Annotated in this window: 20 protein-coding genes; 14 read left to right on the forward strand and 6 right to left on the reverse strand. The window is 39.3% G+C overall.

Annotated elements, in window-relative coordinates; translation table 11 throughout:
- Positions 1-502 precede the first annotated feature (502 nt).
- The 11 genes from MUW56_RS03265 (at position 503) to MUW56_RS03315 (ending at position 5,030) form a co-directional block, all read left to right on the forward strand.
- Positions 503-718: a RebB family R body protein gene (locus MUW56_RS03265; RefSeq protein WP_047400697.1), complete on the forward strand. Its 216-nt coding sequence runs from the start codon at positions 503-505 to the stop codon at positions 716-718.
- A gap of 17 nt (positions 719-735) precedes the next feature.
- Complete coding sequence (locus MUW56_RS03270) at positions 736-1,245, forward strand: hypothetical protein (RefSeq protein ID WP_292011844.1); 510 nt, start codon at positions 736-738, stop codon at positions 1,243-1,245.
- Positions 1,246-1,286: 41 nt separating this feature from the next.
- Complete coding sequence (locus MUW56_RS03275) at positions 1,287-1,475, forward strand: hypothetical protein (protein ID WP_292011845.1); 189 nt, start codon at positions 1,287-1,289, stop codon at positions 1,473-1,475.
- A complete protein-coding gene (locus MUW56_RS03280; RefSeq protein WP_292011846.1) occupies positions 1,472-2,290 on the forward strand; it encodes a hypothetical protein in 819 nt (272 codons plus the stop codon). Before MUW56_RS03275 ends, MUW56_RS03280 begins: the two co-directional genes overlap by 4 nt.
- A 42-nt stretch (positions 2,291-2,332) precedes the next feature.
- Entirely contained in the window at positions 2,333-2,701 is a 369-nt protein-coding gene (locus tag MUW56_RS03285) for a hypothetical protein (RefSeq protein WP_292011847.1), read from the forward strand.
- Positions 2,702-2,724: 23 nt separating this feature from the next.
- The gene (locus tag MUW56_RS03290; RefSeq protein WP_292011848.1) at positions 2,725-2,952 is read left to right on the forward strand and encodes a RebB family R body protein; all 228 of its coding nucleotides are present in this window, start codon (positions 2,725-2,727) and stop codon (positions 2,950-2,952) included.
- Positions 2,953-3,415: 463 nt separating this feature from the next.
- Positions 3,416-3,673 (forward strand): RebB family R body protein, encoded by a 258-nt coding sequence (locus tag MUW56_RS03295; RefSeq protein ID WP_292011849.1) that lies wholly within the window; start codon positions 3,416-3,418, stop codon positions 3,671-3,673.
- A 76-nt stretch (positions 3,674-3,749) separates the two neighbouring features.
- Positions 3,750-4,007 (forward strand): RebB family R body protein, encoded by a 258-nt coding sequence (locus MUW56_RS03300; RefSeq protein WP_292011850.1) that lies wholly within the window; start codon positions 3,750-3,752, stop codon positions 4,005-4,007.
- An 84-nt stretch (positions 4,008-4,091) separates the two neighbouring features.
- Positions 4,092-4,349: a RebB family R body protein gene (locus MUW56_RS03305; protein ID WP_292011851.1), complete on the forward strand. Its 258-nt coding sequence runs from the start codon at positions 4,092-4,094 to the stop codon at positions 4,347-4,349.
- An 82-nt stretch (positions 4,350-4,431) separates the two neighbouring features.
- Entirely contained in the window at positions 4,432-4,689 is a 258-nt protein-coding gene (locus tag MUW56_RS03310; RefSeq protein ID WP_292011852.1) for a RebB family R body protein, read from the forward strand.
- A gap of 83 nt (positions 4,690-4,772) precedes the next feature.
- Complete coding sequence (locus MUW56_RS03315; protein ID WP_292011853.1) at positions 4,773-5,030, forward strand: RebB family R body protein; 258 nt, start codon at positions 4,773-4,775, stop codon at positions 5,028-5,030.
- A 69-nt stretch (positions 5,031-5,099) separates the two neighbouring features.
- Here the strand turns inward: MUW56_RS03315 and MUW56_RS03320 are convergent, their stop codons facing one another.
- From MUW56_RS03320 to MUW56_RS03335, 4 genes are read right to left on the reverse strand one after another with little or no spacing between them, the layout of a single operon-like run.
- Complete coding sequence (locus tag MUW56_RS03320; protein ID WP_292011854.1) at positions 5,100-5,780, reverse strand: response regulator; 681 nt, start codon at positions 5,778-5,780, stop codon at positions 5,100-5,102.
- Between the two features lie 12 nt (positions 5,781-5,792).
- Positions 5,793-6,542 carry an ATP-binding protein gene (locus tag MUW56_RS03325; RefSeq protein ID WP_292011855.1) on the reverse strand — a complete coding sequence of 250 codons (750 nt, stop codon included), beginning with the start codon at positions 6,540-6,542 and terminating at the stop codon, positions 5,793-5,795.
- A complete protein-coding gene (locus MUW56_RS03330) occupies positions 6,512-7,138 on the reverse strand; it encodes a hypothetical protein (RefSeq protein ID WP_292011856.1) in 627 nt (208 codons plus the stop codon). Before MUW56_RS03330 ends, MUW56_RS03325 begins: the two co-directional genes overlap by 31 nt.
- A gap of 4 nt (positions 7,139-7,142) precedes the next feature.
- On the reverse strand, positions 7,143-7,847 hold the full coding sequence (locus tag MUW56_RS03335; RefSeq protein WP_292011857.1) for a hypothetical protein: 705 nt from the start codon (positions 7,845-7,847) through the stop codon (positions 7,143-7,145).
- 204 nt (positions 7,848-8,051) lie between these two features.
- Here MUW56_RS03335 and MUW56_RS03340 point away from each other — a divergent pair, with 204 nt between their 5' ends.
- The 3 genes from MUW56_RS03340 (at position 8,052) to MUW56_RS03350 (ending at position 10,581) form a co-directional block, all read left to right on the forward strand.
- Positions 8,052-8,687 carry a LysE family translocator gene (locus tag MUW56_RS03340; protein ID WP_292011858.1) on the forward strand — a complete coding sequence of 212 codons (636 nt, stop codon included), beginning with the start codon at positions 8,052-8,054 and terminating at the stop codon, positions 8,685-8,687.
- A gap of 76 nt (positions 8,688-8,763) precedes the next feature.
- Complete coding sequence (locus tag MUW56_RS03345; RefSeq protein ID WP_292011859.1) at positions 8,764-9,633, forward strand: AraC family transcriptional regulator; 870 nt, start codon at positions 8,764-8,766, stop codon at positions 9,631-9,633.
- Between the two features lie 225 nt (positions 9,634-9,858).
- Complete coding sequence (locus tag MUW56_RS03350) at positions 9,859-10,581, forward strand: FAD-binding oxidoreductase (protein WP_292011860.1); 723 nt, start codon at positions 9,859-9,861, stop codon at positions 10,579-10,581.
- Between the two features lie 107 nt (positions 10,582-10,688).
- Here the strand turns inward: MUW56_RS03350 and MUW56_RS03355 are convergent, their stop codons facing one another.
- Both MUW56_RS03355 and MUW56_RS03360 read right to left on the reverse strand, forming a co-directional pair.
- Complete coding sequence (locus tag MUW56_RS03355; protein WP_292011861.1) at positions 10,689-11,267, reverse strand: NAD(P)H-dependent oxidoreductase; 579 nt, start codon at positions 11,265-11,267, stop codon at positions 10,689-10,691.
- Positions 11,264-12,289: a saccharopine dehydrogenase gene (locus tag MUW56_RS03360; RefSeq protein WP_292011862.1), complete on the reverse strand. Its 1,026-nt coding sequence runs from the start codon at positions 12,287-12,289 to the stop codon at positions 11,264-11,266. Before MUW56_RS03360 ends, MUW56_RS03355 begins: the two co-directional genes overlap by 4 nt.
- Between the last annotated feature and the right edge of the window lie 18 nt (positions 12,290-12,307).

The raw sequence follows: 12,307 nt of genomic DNA on the forward strand, positions 1-12,307 counted from the left end.
TTTTATATTCCTATTATTTGGGTTTATTGAATCCTGACAACTGATACGTTCCATGGATCGGAAATCATCAGGGGCTGTTTTAAGATTTCATCAGAAATTTTCCTGATCGGATCACTCAAAGTAACGGACAAAAAAACAGGGATGGTAGAGTATAAACAACCAAATATAGGATTCCGTAAAAATACTCCTGGCGCAGTGATAAAATAAAACCGGCACACTACAGCAACTTAAACCCCTCTATTTCAACAGAAAACAACTGATCAATGACTACGGATTCAGAATATTACAGTTTAAAATATCACTCTTGAGAGAATTCCCTGATTTTTAAAAATTCAGTCTTTTCCCTTAATGATAACTTGTTTTGATTTAGGAAATTTGTATCAGACAAAAGAGATAAGCCATCTGATCTTAAAGTTTCAATCCTGCTACATTAATAAAGATTGAATGATAAGAAAAAGATGTTTTGAAAATTAAAACAACAATAATCATTTAAACCCAACCTATGGCAGATACAGTAAACAACCAGACTACAGATGCAGTGACGCAGACTAATGTTACCGTGCTTGGCGAATCTCCGGCACAGGCGATGAGCATGCTCTACCAGATGGCTACCCATGCCAGTGGAATTTCCATTCAGAATTCGGTAACCAATCAGCAGAACTTGAATCAACTCAATCCTGCGATTGTTGCTGATGCCATTAAAATTTTAAAAGGATAATATAAAATCTTACCCCCATGAATGAGCACTACAGTAACCCCCAAGAATCTGAAGCAAATGCTACCACTCCGGCAGAGAAAGCTGTAGTATTTGTCAACACTGAAGTACTGGCACCGCCTAAGGCTTCTCCCATGAGCGGTGTTGCAAAAGTAATGATCGAGCAGTCTACCGGAATGATGGTTCAGGATTTACAGTCTTTTTTAAAAGGATTTGAACAGGTAGGCCTGATTGCCCTGAGCAGATTGGCCAATAATTTACTGACCTACGGATCTCCGGTGGGACCTCCTCCCGGCAGTAAAGATACCTCTAGCCACACAGCTGACCATTTGCAGGCTCAGGATGCAGGTAAAGGAAATGAAATGATGAAGGATGTATTCAAAATGGTAAGCGATTATGCCGAAGTAAAGGCTAAAATTTCCAATACAATTTATAATGCCAATACGCATCCCGTATCAAATGAAATGCCTCAATCTCCCCTTTTTACAGAGGATTCCGATGAAACTGATCCCGAAAAAAAAAACGGGTAACGAAACCTGAGCCTGAAGAAACCTCCATACAAAAGGATCATATGGGAAAAAGCGTTATTACAGCTGATCAGGAGGGAAAATTAGTATTAAAATCAATAAAACTAACTCAGCCACTGATAAAACCAGAAATTAAAGAAGCAGTAATTCCTTCAGAAGAACCTGAAGCACAGCCTGTCAGAAAAAATATTATAACCCGAATTACAGAAAAACTTAAAAAAAATAAGAGATGAATTATTCTATCGAAACCAAACCCGCTCAAATTTTAAACCTTCGTTCCCTGAAGGAACTGAACGACAGTCTTTATCTGACCCGAAACAGTGACAAAGCTTATCTGGATCCGGATCCCAAAAAAAATGATAATAATATTGACCGTATCGTATTTGGTCTTCAGACTTCCAGTATCAATATACAGCCTGTAATAAGACCGGTGAACTGTATCAATAAACTGAAAAAATACAGCGGCTATCAGTCGTTTGTGATAGAGCCTAAAGATAAATCTACCGGCATAGCCGTCATCATGATTAAAATGGATGAAAATACAAGATTCTACTGCAACGTAAGGACGCTACCCCTCAGCACCTTGAGTGAAATCGCTATGCCGGAGCAGGATTCGAAGTTTCTTACCATCAACCTTGACAAATCCAGGTGCGTTCTGAAAACGGATATTACCATTACGGCATCTAATACAGGGGAAGCTTTATATTCTGTGCACGATGTAGATGTCTCAGGCATCTCTGACCTGGTTACTCCGGATGAAGTTATCGAAATCAAAAGAGAACTGGAATTTCAGGGATCTAAACTCATTGCGCATTACTTTCAGGAAATCCTGAGCATTGTCGTTAATGAAACTCCTGCAAACCATGGTAAACTGCCTGTTATTCCGGATGACTATATTTTACATCTTCCTCAGGACCAGCTGAAAGAGATGATATCAGCCAATGCTATTTCCGGATGCCTTGCCCTGGAGATCGCAGGCAGCAATGTGATCAAGGACCTCAACAGGGACTGGACTGCAGCAAGTGCTTTTATAGGTTACCTGCTATAACCATCCTTTCACAAGAACATTAATCATTAAAAAATTACAGATATGCGCAAACGAATAAAACATCGGACTCCTACTCCTGGAGCTGTAGAACAGATAAAGCCTGAAATCGTAGAAGAAGAAATAATGCCGTTTGTTCTCAGGCATGAAGACGAGATTATCAATTATATCAAAGACAAGGCAACAAAAGAAACCCTTAAGTCATTATCACCTTTACTGGAAAAGCTGGAAGAAGCTGTTAAACAGCAGGATTGTCAATCATCGGAAGCTGCGGAGGCTCCTGCCATCATGAATTATGAAGAGCAGTTGAAAAAACTTCAGGAGGCCTCGATGGCAAAGGTCAAGGAGAAGGAGCTGAAGATCGCAGAAAGAATGAACAAGCTGAATACAAGATTATCCAATATCCGTAAATAAAAACACCAAAATCAACCCATATTATGAATGAAATCAATACCATGATTACAGGAATGTCAACTGCCGTACCACAAGCGATTTCTATGCAGGTGAGCGCACATTCCACCGGATTAATGCATATCAACTCCGCATTGAATCAACAGCGTGACAGTATGCTGGGAATAAGCAACTATGTCATGGGAGTAAAAAAAATGAATCCGGGAAAGCTTAAATACAGAGAATTGGGAACATTTAAAAAGGGAAGGTTTTAATCCCTGCTTCTAAAAATTATAGAATGCGGTTTACTTTCTCTGTAAAGATAAAATCCGGTGCCCTCAACATATATACAATCAGGTCAACATTTATTTTCGCACCGGCTTTTAGAGGCTGTCAGTGTACAAAAGCAATCATTCAGAATCCATTTTCCGGCCCAAAGGAATCCAGCATTGCCAGCATACCTACAGATTAATTTTTAAGACAGATATTAAAAATTATAACCGCATTCTTTTTACAAAAAAATATGCTTTAACCCCGCGCAGATTTTACAGAAAATGGTTTCAACCATTGTATACTGAGCCACCCTTACGATCTAATCATTCATTACCAGTCTATAGCAATGCTTTTGAAATGTATTCATCTGCAGGATCTGTTGTGGGTTTAAATATAGAATAGAAAACTAGTTTACATCAATAATTATTAACCGAGATCAGATCTCAAGAAAAAACAATTACAACTATGCCAGTAAATGAACAAATCACAGACGCAGTAACACAGTCTAACGTAAAAGTAGTAGGTGAATCTCCTGCAATGGCCTTAAGCAATGTATACCAATCCGCTGCACATTCCACAGGAATTATGTTTGAAAATGCGGTTAATACGCAGAATCAACAGAATATTTTAGGTCAGGCAGCGACCACTCAGGGCATCCTGCAGATCTATAGCCTGGACACTGTAGCAGACGCAGTTTCCATTGCTAAAATCCTTAAACCTTAGTTTTACTTTTTGATAAAAAGTAAAGATCCCAATCGGAAAGTCCGGTTGTCTCTCATCTTAATAAACAATAATCATTATGCCAGTAAACGAACAAATCACAGACGCAGTAACACAGTCTAACGTAAAAGTAGTCGCTGAATCTCCTGCAATGGCTTTAAGTAATGTGTATCAAACAGCAGCACATTCTACAGGAATTATGTTTGAAAATGCGATGAATGCCCAAAACCAGCATAACATCGTCACCCAGGCAGCTACGACACAAGGCATTGGCCAAATCTACAGCAAAGATACCATTGCTGATGCAATCTCTATTGCTAAAACCCTTAAACCGTAATCAATTTTTGCAGATCGCAGAATAAAAACAATCTTATAAAGCCGGAAAATCCGGTTATTTTAAACCCCATAAACAATAATCATTATGCCAGTTAACGAAAAAATCACAGACGCAGTAACCCAGTCCAACGTAAAAGTAGTCGCAGAATCTCCTGCAATGGCGCTCAGCAACGTCTATCAATCCGCTGCACATTCTACAGGAATTATGTTTGAAAATGCAGTCAATGCACAAAACCAGCAAAACATTGTCACTCAGGCAGCGACTACGCAGGGGATTACACAAATCTATAGCCTGGATACCGTGGCAGACGCAGTTTCTATTGCTAAAATCCTTAATCCTTAATGATTTCTGCGAACAGCTGAATATTCTTATCCGAACAACCGGAAAATCCGGTTGTTTTTAACCCCAATAAACCATAATCATTATGCCAGTAAACGAACAAATCACAGACGCAGTAACACAGTCCAACGTAAAAGTAGTCGCTGAATCTCCTGCAATGGCGCTCAGCAACGTCTATCAATCCGCTGCACATTCTACAGGAATTATGTTTGAAAATGCAGTCAATGCACAAAACCAGCAAAACATTGTCACTCAGGCAGCGACTACACAGGGGATTACACAGATCTATAGCCTGGATACCGTAGCAGACGCGGTTTCTATTGCTAAAATCCTTAATCCGTAATTAATTCCTGCGAACAGCGGAATACCATTATCAGAACAACCGGAAAACCCGGTTGTTTTTAACCCCAATAAACCATAATCATTATGCCAGTAAACGAACAAATCACAGACGCAGTAACGCAGTCCAACGTAAAAGTAGTCGCAGAATCTCCTGCAATGGCGCTAAGCAACGTCTATCAGACCGCTGCACATTCTACAGGAATTATGTTTGAAAATGCAGTCAATACGCAAAATCAACAGAATATTTTAGGCCAGGCAGCCACTACCCAAGGGGTGATCCAGATCTATAGCATGGATACCGTGGCAGACGCGGTTTCTATTGCTAAAATTTTAAATCCATAACTATAACGTGTTTTTTAGATTTCTTTTATCAGGGAGTACAGGATTTGTACTCCCTGATTCCTTTTCAGGTTACTTATCAAACAATACAATTTCATTCGGGTCCACGATATTATTTTGCACGGCATAAATAACCAGCCCGGCCATATTTTTCACTCCTGTCTTGATCATCAGATTCGTTTTATGGGTCTCCACCGTCTTCGGGGAGATAAACAATGAATCGGCAATTTCTTTGGTGCTTAACTGCTGACAGACCAGTCTTAAGACATCCATTTCTCTCTCGGTCAGTTCATTTTTAGAAAAAGCATGGAATTCAGGCAGTTTATTAGAAAGCTGTCCCCGCATCACATCGATCTGTTCATTGGAAAAATAATGCCCGTTGTGATATACGGCATTGATGACACTTACCAATTCTTCAAGTTCAATTTCTTTTGACAAAAAAGCGTGGGCGCCCATTTTCAACATCTGCCCCATAAAAGAACGGCGGTAAAAACTGGAAAGAACAATAATTTTGGTTTCTGTCGTATGTTGAGACAAGGCAGACATCACTTCCAGCCCGTCGCCATTTGTCATCCTTAAATCCAGGATCAGGATATCCAACGGGTTTGATGCCTGTTCGGTGAGAAAATGATGACCACCTGTTGAAGTCAGTACAACCTGGTAACGGTCATTGTTTTCTATATAATTTTTTAAAAGCTGCACAAACAGCAGATCATCATCTACAATTCCGATTTTAATTTTTAAGTGTTCCATTTTTTATTATTTTTATGGTATGGCCATACAGGCTATAAATTTTGTTCCTTTTTCCGGTTGTGTTTTAAGTTTATAAACCGCTTTAATTTTTTGAGCTCTGGACTGAATATTCCTTAGCCCTATCCCTTCGGAATGAGTTCCTGCAGTAAAGCCACGCCCATCATCCTCTATGACGAGCATCAGATAATTGAGAGATATCCTGAGAGACACATGAATCCTCGTCGCATGGGCATGTTTTAAAATATTGGTGACCAGCTCCTGTACAATTCTGAAAAGATTCAGTTTCACAGGACTGCTGATGGATATTTCTGCTGTGATATGACGGAAGATCACCTCTACATTTTTATTCACCTGTTCTAGATAATCCGCAATAAGATCCGCCAGTTCTATTTCATTGAGATCAGGAGGTGTCAGATTATGGGACAACTCCCGGATCAGCTGCATTGATCTTTTTAAATCAAGGCTGAGTTCAGCCGGGTTTTTATCATTAATATTCAGCCGGATCAGGTTGAGCTGTGAGATGACATTATCATGAAGTTCTTCCGCCAAGCGTTCCCGGTCCTGCTCCTGTAAGTGCAGCATGCTCTCTCTGTATTCCGTCTGTGTTTTCCGGACCAGCTGCCTGGCTTTCTGTTTATTTTTGTGTATACTTTTTAAATAATGAATGACCAGCCATGTGATCAATACTGTAGTCAAAAAGAACAGTCCGATACCGATCCATATCCATATAACTACCTGACCCTGATTTTCCCAACGCACCATCCCAGATTGATAAAAGCAATATAAAAAGACAATAACAAGACGCCTCTGAAAAGCCAAACGGGCGCCACCCAGTCCAGGTGGTTGCTGATTAAGAAACTAAAAGTGGTAGAAATCAGACATTCAACGGAAAAAAATAAAAAAACGAGAATATTGATGACAAACAAACTTTTTTCTGCCCTTCCCCGTCTGATGATTTTCATAAAATAAGCAGCAGCAAAGCTACAGATGATGATACTGCTGATGATATTGGAATAGAAAGTAACAGAAGTATTGCTCTGCATATAGATCATATTCCCCATCAGCAATGCGCCTGCGTACAGGTAAATCATCCCTCTGGCTACATCCGGAATGCGGATACAGTATTTGCGGTAGATCTCCGTCAGCATAATCAGGCTCAAAAACTGGCTTAACGCGTAATTATACGTGTTCAGTGTATTTAATTTCATAAGCCTGCCGACAAGATCAGTCAGCTCCAGTGCTAATTCTCCCGAAAAAAATAACATGACTGCCAGTCTTATTTTAATCCCTGCTATGATAAACAGAATCAATCCCGTACATAAAGTAAGGTTGATCACGATCTGCAAGTACAGGGACAAACTGTTATAAGAAAGCACCGCTTTTCTTCAAAAGTTGATAATCCTCAACCGTATCAACCGTAAACGGCGGTCTCGGAGTGGAATAATTTTCCGCCATTTTACTCATTTCATAGATCGTTAAATCCTTTACCGTAATAATTTCTATATGATAAGGAAAGTCTGAATTTTTGCGATCAAGGTCATCAGTAAGCCCGAAGAAGGAAGTACATAAATGATCGTTTTCAAGCTCCAATAATTCATAATCCGAAAAAGGAATGGAAATCAGTTGAAAAAAATCTCCTGTCTGCTGAGCTTTAATCCACTGGGTGCAAAACATATTCCATCTGAAATTGCGGTTGATCGCCGCTTCCGAAGTAATGGGAGGGCTTACCATTAAACTACTGGTTTCCTGAAGTTTCATGTCCGGAGACTCACGGGTGAATTCTTTTATGATAATAGTATCAAAACGGGCCTCTTTATCGCTTTTAGAATCGATCAGGAAGAACTTCATTTTACCATTGTCAAGGCCTACATAGGCATGTATTTTTTTTGTATCCTCATTTTCAAGATCTGTTTTCCATTTTTTTATTTCTTCTCCTGAAACACTAAAATGAGTCCCTTGGTTTAAATAACCCAAAATTTCAGTTTCATTTACGCTATTTCCGCTTTGGTAAGATTTAATAAGGGTTTTCCAATTTCTAATGGCTTGATAAATGTTTTCAGTAGTCATGGTCGTAGATATTTGTGAGGGATAAAAATTTTATGCGTTGAAATTTACAAAAAAAAGCGTTTATATTGGTTTTTAAATCACTTATTAGTGGGAAACAGGCTCTAAGGAAGTAAAAATTAATATTTTATTATTTTTGCTAAACTTATACCGGGAAATACAATAGTTGTTGATCTCGGGAAGTAAACTTTAATATCACATTCAACAATGATTCCATTGCACGAACTTTTACTCTTTATCCTGGCTGCCCTCGTTCTTGTAATCAGCCCGGGTCCCAATATGATTTATTTGATCTCAAAATCAATAACACAGGGGAAAAAGTCGGGATTTATTTCATTGGCCGGGGTGGTCTGCGGCTTTCTGTTTCACATCATCATGGTATCTTTTGGTCTGACAGCAGTATTATTGGCTGTTCCGATGGCCTATACAGTCCTTAAAACAATAGGAACCGTATATTTACTCTACCTGGCCTATCAGGCCGTTAAACCTAACAGCAAAAACATTTTTGAAGTTGAAGAAAATACTGTCAATGATGGCCCTAAAAAGCTTTTTACCATAGGATTTTTAACGAATGTACTGAATCCAAAAGTAGCAGTCTTTTATTTATCATTTTTTCCTCAATTCATTAATCCTAAGTATGGCTCAGTATTATCCCAAAGCTTAGAGCTTGGAGTTGTACAGGTTTTGGTAAGCTTTAGCGTTAATTTTTTAATCGTACTCACTGCAGCAAAAGTCGCGGTCTTTTTTTCCAATAATCCCGGTTGGATCAAGATTCAAAAATGGTTTATGGCAGGGGTGTTAACCTATCTAGCGATAAAGATGGCTTTATCAAAGGCGAAATAAAGCACCTGCAAGTACCTGTTATTAAAATGATCAGCCTATCCTTTTAAGATATTGTAATTTTCTATCCCTTTTCAAAATGAAGCAAGCCATTCCTACCTATGATTTAAGTGATATTTCTGAACATCATTTTCTTGTAAAAAGAATAGATAAACAGTATCATTATTCAGAAGACCATCTTTTGGATAAAGGGATACACCGTGACAGCCATTATATTTTTACCTGTATGGAAAGCGGTCATGTAAAAATGATGGTTGATTTTAAAACCATTGAATGCCATGAGGCTTCCATTTTCTGTATATTGCCCAATCAGGTACATCAGGGACTCTTAATGGAGGACGTCAGCGGTTGGTTTGTAGCCGTCAAGGCAGATCTGGTAACGGATACAGTACGCGTGGTTTTTGAGGAGTCTCTGGAAGAAATAACCCCTTTACTCATTGATAAAAACTGGGCAGAGAAGTTCACTGCATCCGCCGGTATGCTTCAGGCTTCCCTTACCGATGAAACGTTTGGCTCTAAAGAAGGGTTTCTTGTTATTCAATCCTTATTGAATGCCTTTGTCGGGATGTTTGCCTTTCTATACTCCCGTGAAAGCTGGTGTGAAACATCCGGAGAAAGCCGTTCTTTACAACTGGCAAGAGCGTTCAGGATTCTGGTAAGGAAAGAATTTAAAACCATGAAAAGTCCATCAGAATACGCGGGAATTTTACATATTTCAAGAGGATATCTGACAGAAGCCATTCGTGAAATAACCGGCAAACCTGCCCAATACTGGATCCATCAGGAAATAATAATAGAGGCAAAACGGTTATTGGCTTTTACCCATCTCACAGTAAAGGAAATTGCTTATGAACTGGGATATAGCGACCACACTTATTTCAGCCGTTTATTTTCAAAACTAGCCCATGAATCTCCTTCAGAATTCAGGAATAAGAATAAAAACAGGTAAGTCAGAATTGAAGCGGGAAGATGGAGGCTGGGAGTAAGATCCATAGTCCCCGCTCTTACGCATAATATTGAAATTACAAACTAGATTTTTTAAGCTCAAAATGCTTCCCGTTCCCAGCCCTCCCACTTCCTTCATAGTACTAAACCACGGATAGTCCAATCAATTCCCTGAAACAGCTATCGGTATCTATTGATTTTGAAGCTTCCTTTGCAATAAAAATTATATATGCCCAGCTTACCCAAATGGATCAATGACACGGTAGAAAATGTCTGGTCCTCAAAATTTAAAGACTGTACCGTTACCCATACAGAATCTGTTACTGATGATCTTCGCCTCATCCGTTTCGCAGCAGACTTGCAAGAGGTTCATTTTGAACCTGCCTATGCAATAGGAATCAGAATCAACGAAAGGGATTTCCGGAATTACTCCCCTTTTAATTTTAATAAAAAAAAGGGAACCTTTGATGTTGTCTTTCATCTGCACGACACCACTGCCGCAGGAAACAGTTTTGTCACCCGATTATCAACAGGAGATTCTATAAAAATTTTAATGCCCCGGGGAAAACGATTTTTTGATCCTACTGCTGCCATCCATTTTTCAATCGGTGATGAAACCTCACTCGGAAGTTCCCTTTCGATCAAAGAGATGGCAGAAGAAACGAAGGCTTCATTCATATGCCTTCACGAACTGGAAAATCCTTCAGCCCTGGAAACATTAAGTTTATATGGATATCATGCTCCTAAAAACAATACCATAGACATCATTGAAGCTTTAACAGATTTCCTGAAAGAAGAAAAACAGGCTATTTATAACAATAAAGTTACTTTTTATCTGACGGGAAGCGGCAACACGCTGTCCCAGGTCAGACAGTTTCTCAAGGCAAAAGGAGTTTCTCCCAGATGCATCAGAACGCAGGCCTACTGGATAGAAGGCAGGAAAGGTCTATAGATTTTTTTAATGGTTCCATTTTATTAACTTTATCTGGCATTTGGTATTGATAAACCGCCAGATAAAGTTTTCACAGACCGTTCCAGACTGAAAAATCAACAGCGCATCTATTGAAGATTCACACCTAATTTTTTAACCTTTGCCAGCCACTGGGCCCGCTGTTTTTCCGTAGAGTTTCGGATTATTCCAAGGTAAGTCACCTTCACCGGTTTTACTCCACAAAATTCAAGCACGGACTTTTTAAGCTGATTCACGCTGGGTCTGCCATAGAAAAGACGGTAATACCAGCCTGGCTGATCTATCGTAGTGATAATATGGGCCGTTTTTCCTTGTAAAAGTTTATCCCACCACACGGAATCTTTTCTGTATTTATAAGCAAATCCGGGAAGAAAAAGCCGGTCTATAAAACCTTTCATGACCGCTGGAAATCCTCCCCACCAGATAGGGTGTACCCAAACCAGATGATCAGCCCATCGGATGATTTCCCACGCTTTAACCAAATCCGGCTCAAGTTCCATTTTTTTCTGGTATCCGAACTGCAGATTCGGATTAAAATTCAAATCTGCAATAATAATTTCTCTTACCTCAGCATCCGATTCCCCAGTGCCTTCTTTATAAGCTTCAGCCACTCCGAAGTTGAAAGAATCTTTATTGGGATGCCCGTTAATAATTGCTATTTTTTTCATTGGGTTACCCGGATATTGATTGTTTCATAGGCATTAAGCTGAGCCATCAATGATAAAGGCTCATGCAGCTGATGGCTGAAATATACTTTATTTTCATGGGAGTTTCTCAAAAGCTCTTCCGTATGCAGAACTGCAGATAAAGCTGTTAGCTCCGCCTGCCCTTTTACACTTTGCAGACTTAATTTTCTGCTTCCTCCTTTCCCTTTTACAACAATTTCAAACACAGACTGATCCCCGCTTCCACTGGACCCAAAAATCATCTTCCTTTCTTTTAACGATAAAATACTGAAAATTCTCAAGGACTGGAAAGCTCCCAGTAGCCAGGTTATCAATTTTGAATTATAAGTCATTTTTACGCTAACGTCAGGAACCCTTTCAACATGGTTTAAAATATACAGATCCGGCACATCAAAGTTATAAGCATTTCTCTTTCCAATCCCAAAAGAAAAATCAAAAGCTTCGGTATCTAAAAAATGTTTCACAGATACAGGCCTATTCTTTTCATACCGGTGAAAAGGAACGGCTACATTTTCTGCCATAAAATGGGCGGAACTCTCGCCGGCAAGATCCCTGACAGAATAATACACGAAAAGCTGTACATCCTGAATAGCTGCCATAGAATCTGAAAGTGTTTTTACCAATCCGGGAACAATCCCTCCCATCCAGCCGGAACTGAATATAATCCTGCTGCCGACCTTCTGATCCATAGCGATATCATAAGCCTTTACCAAAGCAGGAGTAGGTTTTGTAATATCCAGATAATCGATTCCTTTTTCAATCGCAAAACGCAGAATCTCATCTGCTTTATCATTCACAGAAAGAATGACCAGATTAATTTTTTTATCCGAGATAATCTGAAAAGAAGAGGGATCCGTGACATCAATTTTCAGGTCTTTATCAGTCTTTCCTCCTTTTCTTCCTCCGATAAAAACAGAAATATGAGGATTTCTTGACTGTAAGATTCGGGCGATGGTCCTACCGACTAATCCTGTTCCCCCAATAATAAGAATATTGTGCTCCATATATATTTTTTTACAAAA

It is taken from the genome of Chryseobacterium sp. (assembly GCF_022869225.1).
GTDB lineage: Bacteria > Bacteroidota > Bacteroidia > Flavobacteriales > Weeksellaceae > Chryseobacterium.

Coding starts and splice junctions, on each gene's coding strand:
- MUW56_RS03325 (WP_292011855.1), bottom strand. CDS start 6,542: ATGGTGCGTTGGGAAAATCAGGGTCAGGTAGTTATATGGATATGGATC.
- MUW56_RS03320 (WP_292011854.1), bottom strand. CDS start 5,780: ATGGAACACTTAAAAATTAAAATCGGAATTGTAGATGATGATCTGCTG.
- MUW56_RS03290 (WP_292011848.1), top strand. CDS start 2,725: ATGAATGAAATCAATACCATGATTACAGGAATGTCAACTGCCGTACCA.
- MUW56_RS03280 (WP_292011846.1), top strand. CDS start 1,472: ATGAATTATTCTATCGAAACCAAACCCGCTCAAATTTTAAACCTTCGT.
- MUW56_RS03335 (WP_292011857.1), bottom strand. CDS start 7,847: ATGACTACTGAAAACATTTATCAAGCCATTAGAAATTGGAAAACCCTT.
- MUW56_RS03275 (WP_292011845.1), top strand. CDS start 1,287: ATGGGAAAAAGCGTTATTACAGCTGATCAGGAGGGAAAATTAGTATTA.
- MUW56_RS03265 (WP_047400697.1), top strand. CDS start 503: ATGGCAGATACAGTAAACAACCAGACTACAGATGCAGTGACGCAGACT.
- MUW56_RS03300 (WP_292011850.1), top strand. CDS start 3,750: ATGCCAGTAAACGAACAAATCACAGACGCAGTAACACAGTCTAACGTA.
- MUW56_RS03285 (WP_292011847.1), top strand. CDS start 2,333: ATGCGCAAACGAATAAAACATCGGACTCCTACTCCTGGAGCTGTAGAA.
- MUW56_RS03345 (WP_292011859.1), top strand. CDS start 8,764: ATGAAGCAAGCCATTCCTACCTATGATTTAAGTGATATTTCTGAACAT.
- MUW56_RS03360 (WP_292011862.1), bottom strand. CDS start 12,289: ATGGAGCACAATATTCTTATTATTGGGGGAACAGGATTAGTCGGTAGG.
- MUW56_RS03270 (WP_292011844.1), top strand. CDS start 736: ATGAATGAGCACTACAGTAACCCCCAAGAATCTGAAGCAAATGCTACC.
- MUW56_RS03350 (WP_292011860.1), top strand. CDS start 9,859: ATGCCCAGCTTACCCAAATGGATCAATGACACGGTAGAAAATGTCTGG.
- MUW56_RS03340 (WP_292011858.1), top strand. CDS start 8,052: ATGATTCCATTGCACGAACTTTTACTCTTTATCCTGGCTGCCCTCGTT.
- MUW56_RS03310 (WP_292011852.1), top strand. CDS start 4,432: ATGCCAGTAAACGAACAAATCACAGACGCAGTAACACAGTCCAACGTA.
- MUW56_RS03295 (WP_292011849.1), top strand. CDS start 3,416: ATGCCAGTAAATGAACAAATCACAGACGCAGTAACACAGTCTAACGTA.
- MUW56_RS03355 (WP_292011861.1), bottom strand. CDS start 11,267: ATGAAAAAAATAGCAATTATTAACGGGCATCCCAATAAAGATTCTTTC.
- MUW56_RS03305 (WP_292011851.1), top strand. CDS start 4,092: ATGCCAGTTAACGAAAAAATCACAGACGCAGTAACCCAGTCCAACGTA.
- MUW56_RS03315 (WP_292011853.1), top strand. CDS start 4,773: ATGCCAGTAAACGAACAAATCACAGACGCAGTAACGCAGTCCAACGTA.